This window comes from Flavobacterium reichenbachii (assembly GCF_002217435.1).
GTDB classification, from domain to species: domain Bacteria; phylum Bacteroidota; class Bacteroidia; order Flavobacteriales; family Flavobacteriaceae; genus Flavobacterium; species Flavobacterium reichenbachii.
In genome coordinates this window covers 100403-116542 of record NZ_MUHF01000017.1, presented here as the reverse complement: position 1 = coordinate 116542, position 16140 = coordinate 100403, and the positions used below count along the sequence as shown (strand labels likewise).

The 16140-nt window shown below is 32.4% G+C and carries 14 protein-coding genes and 1 pseudogene; 2 read left to right on the top strand and 13 right to left on the bottom strand.

All coding sequences use genetic code 11. The annotated features are described in order from the left end of the window. Nucleotides 1-18 precede the first annotated feature (18 nt). From B0A68_RS14140 to B0A68_RS14110, 7 genes are all read right to left on the bottom strand, one after another. Complete coding sequence (locus tag B0A68_RS14140) at nt 19-1101, bottom strand: efflux RND transporter periplasmic adaptor subunit (RefSeq protein ID WP_035680170.1); 1083 nt, start codon at nt 1099-1101, stop codon at nt 19-21. A gap of 176 nt (nt 1102-1277) precedes the next feature. Continuing rightward, nucleotides 1278-1652, bottom strand: a complete 375-nt coding sequence (locus B0A68_RS14135) for a hypothetical protein (RefSeq protein ID WP_035680173.1) — start codon at nt 1650-1652, stop codon at nt 1278-1280. Nucleotides 1653-1856: 204 nt separating this feature from the next. Next, nucleotides 1857-2261, bottom strand: a complete 405-nt coding sequence (locus B0A68_RS14130; protein ID WP_035680175.1) for a GNAT family N-acetyltransferase — start codon at nt 2259-2261, stop codon at nt 1857-1859. Nucleotides 2262-2341: 80 nt separating this feature from the next. After that, the gene (locus B0A68_RS14125) at nt 2342-2950 is read right to left on the bottom strand and encodes a hypothetical protein (RefSeq protein WP_035680179.1); all 609 of its coding nucleotides are present in this window, start codon (nt 2948-2950) and stop codon (nt 2342-2344) included. A 148-nt stretch (nt 2951-3098) separates the two neighbouring features. After that, nucleotides 3099-4976 (bottom strand): M1 family metallopeptidase, encoded by a 1878-nt coding sequence (locus tag B0A68_RS14120; RefSeq protein WP_035680180.1) that lies wholly within the window; start codon nt 4974-4976, stop codon nt 3099-3101. Between the two features lie 219 nt (nt 4977-5195). Beyond that, the gene (locus B0A68_RS14115) at nt 5196-6776 is read right to left on the bottom strand and encodes an NADP-dependent glyceraldehyde-3-phosphate dehydrogenase (RefSeq protein WP_035680181.1); all 1581 of its coding nucleotides are present in this window, start codon (nt 6774-6776) and stop codon (nt 5196-5198) included. Between the two features lie 70 nt (nt 6777-6846). Beyond that, nucleotides 6847-7158 (bottom strand): rhodanese-like domain-containing protein, encoded by a 312-nt coding sequence (locus B0A68_RS14110; protein WP_035680182.1) that lies wholly within the window; start codon nt 7156-7158, stop codon nt 6847-6849. 430 nt (nt 7159-7588) lie between these two features. On the opposite strand from B0A68_RS14110, the gene B0A68_RS14105 reads away from it, so the two are divergent. After that, nucleotides 7589-8230, top strand: coding sequence for a Crp/Fnr family transcriptional regulator (locus B0A68_RS14105; protein ID WP_035680183.1), 642 nt, complete (start codon nt 7589-7591; stop codon nt 8228-8230). Nucleotides 8231-8525: 295 nt separating this feature from the next. Beyond that, the gene (locus tag B0A68_RS14100) at nt 8526-9311 is read left to right on the top strand and encodes a sulfite exporter TauE/SafE family protein (RefSeq protein ID WP_035680185.1); all 786 of its coding nucleotides are present in this window, start codon (nt 8526-8528) and stop codon (nt 9309-9311) included. Nucleotides 9312-9600: 289 nt separating this feature from the next. Here the strand turns inward: B0A68_RS14100 and B0A68_RS14095 are convergent, their stop codons facing one another. From B0A68_RS14095 to cydB, 6 genes and pseudogenes are all read right to left on the bottom strand, one after another. Next, nucleotides 9601-10092, bottom strand: a complete 492-nt coding sequence (locus B0A68_RS14095) for a hypothetical protein (RefSeq protein ID WP_035680188.1) — start codon at nt 10090-10092, stop codon at nt 9601-9603. Between the two features lie 322 nt (nt 10093-10414). Continuing rightward, nucleotides 10415-12049, bottom strand: a complete 1635-nt coding sequence (locus B0A68_RS14090) for a DUF1444 family protein (protein WP_035680191.1) — start codon at nt 12047-12049, stop codon at nt 10415-10417. Nucleotides 12050-12194: 145 nt separating this feature from the next. Continuing rightward, nucleotides 12195-12872, bottom strand: coding sequence for a hypothetical protein (locus B0A68_RS14085; protein WP_123947515.1), 678 nt, complete (start codon nt 12870-12872; stop codon nt 12195-12197). Between the two features lie 222 nt (nt 12873-13094). After that, nucleotides 13095-13283 (bottom strand): annotated as a pseudogene (locus B0A68_RS24725) (cytochrome d ubiquinol oxidase subunit II); the annotation flags it as partial. Nucleotides 13284-13315: 32 nt separating this feature from the next. Then, nucleotides 13316-14932, bottom strand: coding sequence for a hypothetical protein (locus B0A68_RS14080; RefSeq protein WP_051892420.1), 1617 nt, complete (start codon nt 14930-14932; stop codon nt 13316-13318). 131 nt (nt 14933-15063) lie between these two features. Next, complete coding sequence (gene cydB, locus B0A68_RS14075; RefSeq protein WP_035680198.1) at nt 15064-16140, bottom strand: cytochrome d ubiquinol oxidase subunit II; 1077 nt, start codon at nt 16138-16140, stop codon at nt 15064-15066.

Here is a 16140-nt window from a genome sequence, read left to right as displayed (position 1 = left end):
ATGATTAAACCTATTAACCTATTCTGCTTTTAAGCGTAAATTATTCAATACCGTTTTAGGAGATTTAAATTCAAACTTAATTTTGTCTCCATCTTTAACTTTTTGAACTCCTTCCAGTAATATTTTATCATTTTCTGTAAGTCCGGTGCTGATTACATACAAATCTGGAATTTCTCCAGTTATGCTGATTTCTTTTGAGCTTACTTTATTATTTTTATCTATAAGGAAAACATATTTTTTATCCTGAATTTCGTAAGTTGCTTTTTGCGGAATTACAATAGCATTTTTAAGAGGTACAAGCATTTGTACTTGTCCTGTTTCGCCGTTTCTAAGTAATTTTCCGGAGTTTGGGAATCTTGCTCTAAAAGCAATATTTCCTGTTTCGTTGTTAAACTCACTTTCTATAACTTCTACATTTCCTTTTTCTTTAAAAATCTGTCCGTTTGCCAAAACCAAATTAACTTTAGTTTCTGCACGGTCTTTTACATCTGTTTGATATTGTAAGTATTCTGGTTCTGAAACATTGAAATAAGCAAACATCTGACTGTTGTCTGAAAGGCTTGTCATTAATTCGCCTTCATCAATCAGACTTCCTAATTTTAAAGGAATTCTATCAATTGTTCCATCAAATGGAGCTCTGATTTCTGTGAAGGATAAATGAAGTTTTGCAAGTGAAACTTCAGCTTTTGCAGATTGCAATTTTGCCTGAGCCACGCTCAATTCGTTTATAGAAACGATATTTTTATCTGCTAATAATTTAGCATTTTGAAGTTCAATTTCTGCCGATTTTTGTTCTGCCTGAGCTTTTAATAATTCTGCCTGATACATATTGGGCATTATTTTAAATAACAGCTGTCCAGCTTTTACAAACTGCCCTTCGTCAACATAAATGTTTTGTAAAAACCCTTTTTCCTGGGCACGCAGCTCGATGTTTCGGACCGATTTGATCTGCGAAACGTATTCTTTTGTAAATGAAGTGTCAATTTTTACCGGATTTGTTACCGTAAATGTTTCCACTTCTTCTTTTTCTTCTTTTTTAGATGTACAGCTAGTTAGGCACACTAGGGCAAATAAGCCCGTGAACAAGATAATTCTTTTCATGATTTAATAGAAATTTAAGCGATTGGATTTGCTTGGAATACAGAGATTCCCTGAGATGAAAAAATGCACCAGAAGACCGTAAGTCTGACCTTAAATTTCATATAAGAAGAAGTAGAAAAAATACATCAACAAGATATTCAGGATCGCAGCTTAGGCAACCGATGTATACTTGTAAATCAAATTCTTAAAACACGAAGTGTAATGTAGATAGGATTTGACTGGCCATAAAGCGGCTCGAAGATTTTAAAACGATTGTAATCATTTACAGCAGACTGACCAGAGAATGTCAGATACCAGCTGTCTAGTATGCTGTAATTTACAGCGTAGAATTTATTTGTAAGTCCGCCATCATCATTTCCCACTAAATCCTCTTCAAGATCCAAATCGGCATCTTCTATGATAGAAGTTCCTCGATCCTGATTCGTAAATTTTACGCGGTGCTTATGCTCAAGATGATGGTGAGAATTGTTTAGCGTATTGGCATTAAGATATTGGCCTCCGCCAAGCAGAAGCAAATTCATAAATGTTAAAAATACTATTAACTTTCTCATTTGGGTGCGAAAGTAATAAAAGATTGGAATAAAAAAAATAAAATAAGAAAGTCTTAACACGGAGATATTAACGAAAACGTTTTCATGCCGGTTTATTAGATTAATAAAATATAAAATAATGCAGAAAATTCACCAATAATAAAAACTAGAAAAGAAAAAATCAATAACTTAACATATAGCTTTAAAAATTTTAAAGATTTTCTGTTAAATTAAAATTTCCATAATTGTAAATTCCTTGCCTGATTTCATAAAATTTTTATGCGTATCTACCATTCCGAACTTCTCATAAAATGATTTTTTATTCATTCTGGCGTTACACCAAATTTTCCTGAGTTGTTTTTGTTTTGCAATCTGAAAAATATACTGCAATAATTCTGATGCAATTCCTTTTCCCTGATACGCTTCTAGAGTGGCTAGTTTTCTAAATTGCATTTCATCTTCAGTAATAAAACACGAAACTATCGAGATTAACTTTCCATTATCAAATGCTCCAAAATGCAATCCTAATTTATCTTCTTCTAATTTTACAAATGCTATAGGATGCTCCGGCCACATTACTTCATGCCGTATCATCCAGGTTTCTGAAGCTTCGATTGCTTTTATTTCCATTTTAATTTACTTTAGACAAAACTAACTAATTTAAAAACTGAAATAAAAAAAAGGAATCTAAAAATTAGATTCCTTTTATACTAGATTTTCATAAAGTAATGTTCCAAATTGTTGGTCTGTATTTTTTCAATACCATTTTCGGTTTTCTTCGCAACATTAATAACGCGGAGAATATCTCCTTTTTCATTGATCATACAATTCCAAATACTTCCATCTGAGAGAACGATTTCAGAATATAGAGATCCTGAATTATTAGTATCGTTATACACTATATTCTCTGTTTTGATAAGTTTTTTTGCGTGTGACTTTTTATCTATTTGAGAAAATAAAATCTGCGTCTGTGTAATTTCAATTGTTTCATCAAAAGTTTTTTCGTCAGCAGTATTAACCGCATCGCTTGACCAGACTGGTTTATCGCCGGCATCTTTCCATGTTCCAACTGCTTTTTCTAAAATATCTTTCCTCAAAATTTCTTTTAAGGTATCTACTTTTTTAGCAGCTTCCTGACCAATCTCGGTTTCAGGTTTAATTTTGGAGGCGATAGAAAACAAATCAATAGCTTTAACGAAATCGGCTTTTTTGTAGTAGGAAACAGCCAGTTCATATCTGCCCTTCTGAAATGAAGTTTTAGAATCGTTTTGAGCAAAAGTTTGAAAAGTAATCAATAATGTAATAAAAAGTACTCTCATTATAATTAAATTAATAGGTTTGGGGATTCAGCAAACATACTTTTTTAATCTTAGATAAACATATGTTTTTTTAACACATTTTTCATTACAAATAAAAAACGCCTTTTTCCGGGTAGAAAAAGACGTTTTAAATATCGTATTTAGTAATTTATTTTGCTTTCCAGATATTATTTCTAGGAGAAGCATCCATAAAAATACCGCCATCCAAATCGATCTGCTTGATTTTTTTTGTTCCTTTTAAAGCAATTTTTGCTGTTTTTTCATTCTTTTCCCAAACTGCAGGTGTTTGATGCAAGGTTTCTTTTGAGTTATCTGCATATACTACATTTACGTCAAACGGAATTGCAAATCCTCCGACATTTTCTATCGTAATTGTTTTATTATCTGCAGAAACATTTTTGACTGCAACGTCGATATAGTTGTTGGTAAAAAACCAATTATTAAAAAACCAATTCAGATTTTTGCCAGAAGCGGTATTAATAGAATTAAAATAATCCCACGGAATCGGATGTTTTCCGTTCCAGGTGTCCATGTATTCATGAAGTGCTTTTTTAAATAAATCATCGCCCAGCATATCTTTTAAGGCAAGATACGACAGAGAAGCTTTTCCGTATGAATTATTTCCGTATCCCGCGCCAGAAACCTGCGTTGACATGGTTATAATAGGCTGATCTTGTTCTGCAGAACGATCACTGATGTATTTTTTTACTCTAAAGTTTTTGTAGAATTTATCTGCCGCCTCTTTGCCATGTTCTGCAATTCCTATCAGATATTCAAAAGTTGTTGCCCAGCCCTCGTCCATAAAAGCATAACGCGTTTCGTTGATTCCCATGTAAAAAGGGAAATAAGTATGCGCAACTTCATGATCTTGCACCAATTGCGCAAAAACGGCTTCGCCCATTTGCGAATCGTTACACATCATTGGATATTCCATATCGGCAAAACCCTGAAAAGCGGTCATTTTAGAAAACGGATACGGAACTCCTGGCCAATTATGAGAAAAATAGTCTAAAGCATATTGGTTGTTTTTTACCGAATTTACAAAATCAGTTCCTTTTATATCATACGCTGCCTGAACACTCGCGCGTCGTTTTGTTTTTTTATCAACTATCACACTGCTTGCATCCCACAAATAATGATCACTTAAACCAAAACAGACATCAGAAATGTTTCTTGCTTCAAATTTCCATACATTCCATTCATATTGTTTGGTAACTACTCCATTTTTCATTTCCTGCTCATTTGCAATGTGCAAAATTTCGTCTGTCGTGTAAGATTTTTTTAAACGAGAAGCAAATTCTGGCTGCAACACCTCATCTGGATTAAGCAGGTCTCCTGTTGCGTATACCACATAATTTTTTGGAGCTTTTACTGAAAATTTATAATCATTAAAATCATTATAAAACTCCTGGCGATCTGTATGAGGCAGTAAATCCCATCCGTTATAATCATCGTAAACAGAAATACGAGGATAACTATACGCTGCAAAAAAAGTAGTTTCGTCTATCTGCCCTTCTCTCCCGCTCTCTATCGATAAAGGATAATTCCAGTCTATATTGATTGTTGTTTTAGAATTTGGCAGCAACGGTTTTTTTAATTTCACTGTACCAACTGTTCCCCAGCTTCTTGCATCTTCTTTATAAACTTCGTTTTCTATTTTTAAAGAAGTTATGGTTAATCCTTCGCTTAAAAAATCACTGCTGACAGCCGATCCGCGAGGCGAAGAAGGTTTATGAAGATTATTTACAAATCTGACAGCCAAAGTTTTTAAAGTGTCTTTGCTGTTATTTTGGTAAACTATAGTTTCAGATCCGGTTACAAGTCTTGTTTTAGGTTCAACAGCAATTTCCATAGTATAAATGCCATGATTCTGCCAATAGTTTTTTCCTGGTTTTCCGTCCAGAGAACGCGTTCCTTTTGTAAACGCTTCTTTTATATTTCTAGGCATATACAACTCTTGTGCAAAGCTTGTTTGTGCTAAAAACAAAAAGGCAATTAATAAAAAATGAAATGATAGTTTTTTCATAAGCCTGTTTTTGGTACTTCTGATTTTAAATTCTTTTATATAGGACTTCGTTTTTTAAACAATGTTACAAATCTCCATAAAATATACTTTTTACACAAAAAAATATTAAAGCTTCAAAATTCTAAAAAAACTTATCCTTAAATTTTTTATTCAAAAAAAGAAAAACCGTCTAATTCTAAAGAAAAAGACGGCTTCTATAATTAATATATAACCTTGATGCTACAAAATATAATCGGTATTAATGAAATTTGATTCTTTGCTGTTTAGCAATTCCTGCAGAATTTCATTGTTATAAGCGATATCTTTTGAAGCGACAAACGTACGAATTGAGAAAGAACGCAAAGCATCTGGAATACTCAAAGTTCCTACAGCAGAATCTTTACGTCCTGTAAACGGAAACGCATCTGGTCCTCTTTGGCAAGAACTGTTCAGGTTTACACGGCAAACTAAGTTTACTAAAGCATCGATAAGCGGCGCCAGAGTTTTAATGTCTTTTCCGAACAAACTTACCTGCTGTCCATAATTAGATTCTGCCATATCTTCTAATGGTTCCTGAATATCTTTAAAAGAAATAACTGGAACTACAGGACCAAACTGCTCTTCGTGATACACACGCATTTTGCTGTTTACCGGATATAAAACAGCCGGGAAAATAAAATTGTCTGTATGTTTTCCTCCCTTTTCATTCAGGATTTTTGCGCCTTTGCTTGTTGCATCGTCAATTAATCCCTGAATATAATCTGGTTTATCTGTTTCTGGAAGCGGTGTTAAAGACACTCCTTTTTCCCACGGATTTCCAAATTGCAAAGCATCAACTTTTTCAGAGAATCTTTTATTGAATTCTTCTATAATTGATTCGTGAACGTATAGTACTTTTAAGGCCGTACAACGTTGTCCGTTAAAAGATAAAGTTCCCGTAATACATTCCTGAATAGCCAGATCTAAATCGGCATCCGGAAGAATAATTGCCGGGTTTTTAGCTTCAAGACCTAAAATCAAACGAAGTCTGTTTTTATTCGGATGCTGATCCTGCAAAGCAATCGCCGATTTACTATTTCCAATTAATGCCAAAACATCAATTTTACCAGATTTCATAATTGGTGATGCTACTTCGCGGCCTCTTCCGTAAACAATATTGATAACACCTTTTGGAAAACTGCTTCTAAATGCTTCTAAAAGTGGAGAAATACATAAAACCCCATGTTTAGCAGGTTTAAAAATAACAGTATTACCCATAATCAAAGCCGGAATCAACAAAGAAAATGTTTCATTTAATGGATAATTGTAAGGTCCAAGACACAAAACCACTCCAAGAGGTCCGCGGCGAATCATGGCGTTTACACCTTGTACTTTTTCAAAATGCGAACTGCGTCCGTTTAATTCTTTATAACTGGCGATTGTATCGTAAATATATTCTACCGTTCTGTCAAATTCTTTTTGCGAATCACCAAGGTTTTTTCCAATTTCCCACATCAAAAGTTTCACCACTTCTTCGCGGGTTTCTTTCATTTGCCTAACAAAATTCTCCATGCATTTTATGCGGTCGGCCACTTTCATAGTCGGCCATAAACCCTGCCCTTTGTCATAAGCAGCATTTGCAGCTTCAACAACTTCTGCTGCTTCTTTTTCTGCCATAAAAGGAATAGATCCCAATAAAGTAGGCGTATATTTTTCTGTAGAAGAAATAGTCGAAAAAACGGGCGTAGTCTGCCCAGTCCATTGTTTCAACTCTCCATTTACAAGGTAAGTATCTTGATTTATAAGGGTTTTAATTTCAAACTCTTCCGGTATTAAACTCATCTTTGGTAATTTTTTTGGTTATTAATAGCATTTTAAAGAAAAAAGAGGCTTTTATGCCTCTTCTTCTTTTTTATGGTTGTACGGTTTCGCCTTCCCAATCCAGTATCCCGCCAAGTAAATTGTAGGCATTGTTAATACCTAACTCATTCATAACCTGGCATGCCTTAGCGCTTCTGGCTCCAGAACGACAATACACATAATAGTTTTTATTTTTATCTAATTCTTCGATTTCATAAATAAAACCCTGACCTTTATTGATATCAATGTTTAAAGCATTTTCAATATAGCCGTCATTAAATTCGTCTTCAGTTCTTACGTCCAGTATAACTGCATTCTCGTCAGCAGCAAGCTGATTAACCCAATCTTCTTGTGATAAATTCATAATATGTGTTTTTTGTAAAATTACGACGTTTCTATTAATTAAAAACGTGCCAAATGCGATTTCGATTATTATTCTCAGAAAACGTTTTAGAGAAAGTATTATAATCAATGAATTACAAATTTACTCACTATTTTTAAAATTTCAGTCTATAAAATCGATAGAAAATAGGATTTTTTCATTTACATAAAATTGGTCTTAAATATAGTTTTCTGATAATTAATCCCAATTCAATCTGTTATCTTTGTAGAAAATTATAATTTTTAATCTCTTTTTAATAAAAGTGTTCACCACGAATCACACGAATTATTCATGCTGAAATTTGTTTTGCCACAGATTAAAAGATTATTATGATTAAAAATATTTGCCACGAATTTTCACGAATTGATTTGTGTAAATTCGTGTAATTCGTGGCAAGAAAACAATACAATACATGCAAAATTCATTAAAAGCCATCTTTCCTAATTTCTCCAGCGAACTTATTGCCACTATTGAAGAAAATGGAAGTCATCAGGATTTTAAATCCGGAACAATTTTAATGCGTACCGGACAATACATAAAAAATACTGTTCTGATTACAAAAGGAAAAATCAAAATTTATCGTGAAGGCGAAGACGGCGGCGAGTTTTTAATGTATTATTTACAGCCGGGACAAGCCTGTGCTATCTCGATGATCTGCACTACCAAAAGCGAAAAAAGCCAAATCATGGCAAAAGTAGTCGAAGACGTTTCTGTCATGATGATTCCGCTGCAAATGATGGACAAATGGATGATGGAGCACCGTTCCTGGTACGAATTTGTAATCGAAACATATCGAAGCCGATTTGAAGAAGTCTTAGAAGTGGTGGACAATATCGCTTTCCGTTCTATGGATGAGCGTTTAGAATTTTACCTAAAAAGACATTCTGATGCCTGCGGCTGTTCTGAAGTAAAACTTTCGCATCAGGAAATCGCAACCGAATTAAACACTTCGCGAGAAGTTGTTTCCAGATTATTAAAAAAAATGGAACAGCGCGGTTTGGTCAAACTCAACCGAAACCAAATTGAATTACTGAACACGAATTTCACGAATTAACACTAATTATCTAAACACATAGTCCCGATCCCGAAACTTCGGGACGGGATAGCTTTAATAAGTCTATAAAAGGCGTTTCACTTACCCCAATACACATAGCTATGTGTAAATAATATATTATTTATTTAAAGCTCTCACTAAGAAAAAAATCTATGCGTCTATGTGTTTAAAATTTATGCACACATATAAATTCGTGAAATTCGTGAAATTCGTGGCAAAACAAAAACATCCTTCTGTGATAAATGTTACTGTAGATTTATAATTTCCAAAGCAACTTTGCATCAAAACAAATACAATGGAATATTTTGGCTATTTTGCTTCAATCATTATCGGAATTTCGCTTGGCTTAATTGGCGGCGGCGGGTCGATCTTGACCATTCCTATTCTTGTGTATTTATTTAATGTAAACCCCGATCAGGCAACTTCTTATTCTCTTTTTATTGTTGGAGTAACCGCATTATTTGGAAGCTACAGCCATTACAAAATGGGAAATCTAAAACTAAAATCGGCGTTGTATTTTGCGATTCCTTCTGTAATTTCGATTCTGATAATCCGCGAAGTTATATTTCCTCAAATTGCTTCTACCCTATTTTCGGTAGCTTCATATTCTGTTTCAAAAGATTTCCTGATCATGATTGTTTTTTCAGTTTTAATGATCACTGCAGCTTTATCGATGATTCGAAAAAACCTGCCTGAAATTAAAAATTGCGAAACCAATTATCCGCAATTGAGCGCAATCGGGTTTCTAGTCGGAATTGTAACAGGATTTCTCGGTGCCGGCGGCGGATTTCTAATTATTCCTGCACTCTTATTTTTTGCAAAATTACCAATGAAACAAGCCGTTGGAACATCATTATTAATTATCACCATAAATTCATCCATTGGTTTTGGAGGCGATTTATATATAGGAACTCCCATAAATTACCCGTTTTTATTAGGCGTTTCCGGCATGGCACTTCTCGGAATGTTAATAGGAAGTCAGCTTTCTAAAAAAATCGACGGCACAAAACTAAAACCGCTTTTTGGATGGTTTGTTCTCGTAATGGGATTTTATATTATTACGAAAGAAGTTTTATTTTAGAGTTTACCGCATCACGCAGTCCCGATAGCTATCGGGAGGCAGATTTGTGTAGATTTTTAAATATTTTCAATTTAGTTCACTTGTAGAGTAATCTTTGTCAAAGTTTCAAACTTTGACAAAGGTGAAACTAAAAAATCCGTTTATTCTTAACGGATTTGTATTTTTTGGGCGTTCCCTACGGTCGGGCTATTCGCTTTTATCTTTTCCTTGCTAAAGGAGCAAGAAAAAGGATATCGCTTCTATCCCTAACGCAGACTTGGGTAATTAGAACATTCCGAATTTTAGCATGTTACCTTACAAGAAAGGTTTTTGTCGATTGCATGACCAATTTTTTCCCTTCATTGGTTTCTACAAATCTTTCTTCTCTTTTGAATTCAAGTTTCAAATCTTCCATTTCTAATAATTTTAAAATATCTTTTGCCATTTGTCTCACAACTTCCCATTCTCGATTTGTCTCAAGTAAAAAATCATCCCAAAAGTCTGGGGATTTCTCTCCGCTTCTATTATCAAGAAACAAATCTAATTCATTAAGCTTTTCAAGCTGTAGATTGTTTAATAAATCAAAGTTTTTATATTCATTTACAGTTAAGGTAAAATAGGATTCAAAATCGATTGCCATTTCATCACAAACTGCTCCATAACCAATAATTTCTGTTTGTTTTTCTGCACTGCTCGAAAGCGTTATTAATGTAATTATCAACTGGTAAAAATTCAAATAAGCTAAATTTTTACTGTCCGTCAAATCTGTTTGACTGTAATCATATGTGGGATCAAATTCCATTTTTTTTATCTAATTTTTCCGAAAACTCAGTTTCGATTGATGGTTTATTTTTGAAAAACATAATTTGCCAATTCTTTAAATTTATTATCTCTATAATAACCATTGGTTGAAACCAACGGTTATTCATATCATTAATTCGTGAAAATTAGTGTAATTAGCGGCTAATAAAAAAATCACCAAAAACAAAGCAATAAAAACCCACACAATCCAGCATTAAGACCGTATTCTCCCGCAGCTGAGTTGCAAATCGTTAACGATGGATTTACATTATTAATTGATGGAAAAACATTTGCTCTCCTGTTTCAACAAAAAACATTAAAATTTATTCTAAAACTTCAAAACGATTTTCTCTAAAAACAAACAACTTATCAGAAACAATATCCACTTCTTTATCTTTGAGTTCTTTTATGTGTTCATTAATTGTGAATATATTATTTTGATCTATACTGCCTGTAACATACACCGCTTTTGGATTGGGAATTGCTACTACAATATCGCCTCTTACCGGAAAATTTTCTTTATTCCAAAGTAGTTGTACTAAAATCAAACTCGACGCTAATTCTCCTTTATATTTTACAGAATACAAACCGTCGCCCTTTTCAATACTAACTTCTGGAACAGCTGTAAGATTTTCTAATGCTTTAGCCCTTAAATCTTCTATTGAATAATTCAGATTTTCCATGTCGCTTTTTCGAATAAAACGATGTACTTTATCTGCATTTTCTATGTAATAAATAAACAATTCTTCATTGTAGCGTTCGAAAATCAATTTTTCAAAATCCCGAAGATCTTGGGAAAGGATTTTTACAGCTTCTTTACCCTTAAATATTGGAAAAATATTTTTAGTTTCTACAATATCTTTTCGCATAAAAAAATCAAAAGGCAGATCAAGATATTTATCAATTGTAGCATCAATCAAATGAGGTTGTTTTAAATAATCCTTATAGCATTTAGTATAAGTATAACCATACTTTCTATCTATGTATTCTGTATTGATACTTAATCTAGATCGCGAAATAATTTTTATCCCTTCAATTCTCTTACTTAACTTTTTTATAATTAATTCAGCAAATTTATTTGCTGTCAACAACTCTTTTTCAAATAATATTTCATTTTTTTGCTTGAGTTCCTGTAAATCCTGATACATTAAGCGCTCCTCTAAATGCTTTTCTAAAACTACTAATTGATTATCGTCATTCAAGACAAATAGTTTATTAGAAATAATAGAATGTCCTTCATTTTTTAATTTCTCAATAATGTCACGAAGTTCAGAGAGATTTTTTTCATCTTCACTGCCAGTAACAAAAAGTGTATCGCTAGTAGGAATTGCAATAACAATATCTCCTATGACAGAGAATTCCCTTCTGAGAAATAAATCCAGAATTATAAAACTCGATTCAAAAAATCCACCAGCAACTATTCTATAAAGTCCTTCTGTGTTATGCTTTTCAATATTTGGAAGATTAGTGAGATTTTTTGCTGCATTTTGCCTTAAATCCTCAAATGAATAATTCAAATCTACCAAATCTCTTTTTTGAATAGGATAAAATTCATCTCCGCGTTCTTCAATAAAAAATACAGAAATTTCTTCATTAAGTTGTGTACGAATTAAATTATCGCCTTCATAACAATCTTCGGAATATTCCTTTACAAATTCTTTGTTTTTAATATACGGGAAAATTTTTTCAATATTCACTTTTACAGTACCTGCATGAACATCAAAAGCAGATTTTATAACTCCGTTTATAATTGCATCAATTGAATTAGGATCGCTTAAGTATATTTCGTAAAATTCATTATAGTTAAATAGATACTTATTATTTTTATATTCGGTAAAAAATTCCAAATTAGTTTTAGAATTCACTTTTAAACCATCAATACCTAAAGTCAATTTTTCAATAAGAATTTTAGCAAATTCATCTTGTGAAAATAATTTCTTTTTCTTTTTAAAAAACATAGATATAAAAATTTTAAGTAGGTTGTTTTTTGAATTTCCTCCAATTTTGGCTAGGGATAATCAAATATATACAAAAAAGATTTAGCCAAACAACAATTTTAGCGAACCTTTTGTTACCTAATATTTTAAAAAAAATCCCCCCCGTCTATTCAAAATAAATTTCTAAATCAGATTTTACGCCTTTATAAACTTCTAAAAATTCATGAACATTCTTAAAAATTTCTTTTATATTTTCTTCGTGGTCATGATTTAATCTGTAGATTTTTCCTTTTTTATCAACTGCAATATAATTTCCATTCTCAAAATCCAGAATCGGATAATATAACTTTTCGTTGACTTCAATTTCAAACGTATCTTCTAAATCTAATAACTGTAATTGTTCTTTATTTAAAGAAGACAATATTTTAGAAACAATTTTTAAATCTGGATTTTGAATTGATATGTTTCTAATTGACACCTCTTTCTTTGTTATCAAATTCAAATCATAATCTTTATAAAATGTTTCAGGCTGATCAACTTTAATTTGATGTAAAACATTATTCTGATAAAACAATTTGATTTCTTTTTCTTCTTGAGTTTTCTTTTCAAGTAAATATATTCCGGAAAGTTCAAAAAATATAATTTTACCGGTTCTTCTAATTTCGCCAGTTGTAGATTGTCTTAATAGCAGAATACCTGTTTTTGAAAAATAAATTTTCAATTTTCCTTTCCCTAAACATTCCTTTATTTCCGGAAATTCCCGTGATAATAACTCTGCCGCTTTAAATTCAAATAATTGAATGTCTTTAACTTTTGTCTTTCGCTGAAATATTTTTATCATCATAGAATTAAAATTAAATCATAAATTATTCATTACTCACTCTTTCTTATCTGCTTTGAATAGCCGTTGGTTTTAACCAACGAAACTATTGAAAATCTCTTTCGGCTTTAGCCAAATATAACAAACATTTTGCTAAAGCCCGATATTAGCGAAATCAAAAAAAACCGCTGATTAAAACCAGCGGCTATTCTTATAATTAAATTCGTGAATTCGCGACAAACAAACTCAATGTTCTCCATACCCAATATCATCCATTTTCCCGCTAAAAACTCTGTATTGAATAATAAAATAAACAATCACTAAAAATAAAGCGATAAAAAACCAGCTCAATCCGGCATTCAGACCGTATTCTCCGGCAGCAGTGTTGTAAATGGTTAAGGACGGATTTACTTTATTGGTTGAAGGCAGAACATTTGCTCTCCTGTTTCAACAAAAAACATTAAAATTTATTCTAATACTTCAAAATGTTTTCCTCTGTATACTAATAATTTATCGGAAATTATAGGATACCAATCTTTTTTCATTTCATTTATTAAATCTGAAATTTTAAGTAAATTAGTCTGATCCTCGCTTCCTGTAACATATACTTTATTTGGATAAGGAATTGCAATAACAATATCTCCTATTAACGAGAAATAATCCTGTTTCCAAATTTCTAACAGAATCAAACTTGAAGCTTCTTTTCCCTTCGAAGTGACCTCATAAAGGTGTTCATCTCCAGCAATTTCCACATTCCAATCAGCAGTGAAGTTTTCTAGTGCTTTAGCTTTTAAATCCTCCAATGAATAGCTCAGATGGATCATATCCGGACGTCTAATAAAATAGATTGAATTTTCTCTGTTTTCTATATAAAAAACAAGTAATTCTTCGTTGTAACTATCATAAATAATTTTTTCAAAATTTTGCTCGGATTCTGAAACTACATCCAAAAATTTCTTATTTCTGATAATTGGAAATATTTTTGAAGATTCTACAGAAACTCCTATATACATATGTGTATCATAAGTTACATTAAGATACGAATTCATAATCTGCTCTAGTGCCTGAGGATGATTCGTATATTCTTCATAACATTTATTGTATTTATAACTAAGTTCCTGATTTCTATACTCCGTAATAATCTGCAATCTATCTTGAGAAATAACTTTTAACCCCTCAATTCTTTCACCTAACTTTTTTATAATTAGTTCCGCAAATTCATTTTCTGACAACAGTCCGTCTACAGTACCATTTTGTTCAAAAATTACAAATTTATTATAGTCGTTTAGGACAAATAACTTTTCCGAAATTATTGAACACCCTTCCTTTTTCATATTATCTATCGTATCACGAAGTTTAGAGAGATTCTCCTGATCTTCACTTCCTGTAATAAAAAGGGTATCCCGAGTAGGAAGTGCAACAACAATATCTCCAGAAACAGCGAATTCTCTTTTAAGCAATAAATCCAGAAGTATGAAACTACTTTCATATAATCCGCCGGCAGTAATTCTAAAAAGTCCTTCTGTGTCATGACTTTGAATATTGGGAAGATTGTTGAGATTTAGTGTTGCCTTCTGCCATAATTCATCTAATGAATAATTCAAATCTACCAAGTCACTTTTTTGAACAGGGATAACTTTACCTTTATATTCATGAACAAAAAGAACATATAACTCTTCATTAAGTTTATTATATACAACATTGTCAAAAGCAAAAATATTTTTAACGCTCTCTTTTATGAATTGCTGATTTTCAATGCGCGGAAAAATTTTTTCACTGTTCACTTTTGGGAGCTCTATATAAGTGAGAAAATTAGATCTAATAATTGCAAATATTACATCAATTGAAAGAGAATCAGTTACATAATTGTTATACTCATTAACGTAGTTAAAAACAAACTCATTATTTTTATATTCCATCAGTAAACTATCCGCAGAGTAATAGCTGACTTTTAGTTTATCAACACTTAAAGGCAATTTTTCCTTAATCATGCCAAGAAACTCTTGTTGTGTCAATATTTTCTTTTTCTTTTTAAAAAACATAGGTAAAATTATTTTTAAAGGAGTTTGTTTTTTTGATTGCATCCAAATTTAGATGGAGATAATCAAATATATGTAAAAAAGACTTTGCCCAAACTAAAAAAACCGCTGGTTGAAACCAACGGCTGTTCCTATAATTAATTCATAAAAATTAGTTCAATTCGCGGCATAAAACCTCAATGTTCTCCATACCCAATATCATCCATTTTCCCGCTAAAAACTCTGTATTGAATAATAAAATAAACAATCACCAAAAATAAAGCGATAAAAAACCAGCTCAGTCCGGCATTCAGACCGTATTCTCCAGCAGCAGTGTTGTAAATGGTTAAGGACGGATTTACTTTATTGGTTGAAGGCAGAACATTAGGAAAAATTGAAACAGCTGTTGAAGCAAATCCTCCAACTAAAAACAAGGTCGAAAATAGAAATCCGTGACCGTCTTTTTTGAACGAACGAACTTTGAACAATCCTAAAATTCCAACGAAAGTCAAAATCGGAAAAAACCATAAAATTGGATTTTCAACGAAATTATGAAACGGTTCAGGTTCTATAAAATGCCAGATTCCAAGCGAAATAAAAACCAAAATCAGCAAAACAATGTTCAGTTTAAAAATTACACTTTTAAGTTTCGGAATCAAAGCTGAATTTGTTTTATAAATAATCCAATTCGCACCATGAATCGTTAAAGCGACTGTACTTACAATCCCGAGAAAAAGCGTAAACCAATCTATAATTCCCAATTCATTTGCCTGCGGACTAAAAGTCGGATTCCATAAAGGCAGAAAGAAATAATGTGCTTCTTGCGTCGAAACGCCGTTTTGTACCATTCCGAGATTAACACCGCGAACAATATTTCCTAAAGCAATTCCGAAAAATAAAGCCAAAAGCAAACTCGCGATTCCGAAAGCTTTATCCCAAATACTTTCCCACATCGGATGATGTACCTGCCCGCGCATTTCTAATCCGATGGCGCGGAAAATTAAAAGCCACAAAATCATAATCAAAGGCAGATAAAAACCGCTAAAAGAGGAAGCGTATAAGGTTGGAAAAGCAAAAAACAAAACACCTCCGGCTGCGATAAGCCAAACTTCGTTAGCATCCCAAAACGGACCAATTGAATTGGTTATTACTTTTTTATCTCTTTCTGTATCGGCAAAAAACAAATGAATAATTCCTGCTCCAAAATCGTAACCGTCTAAAACCAGATAAACAGCCAAAATTCCCATTAAAACTACGTACCAAAAGAATTCCAT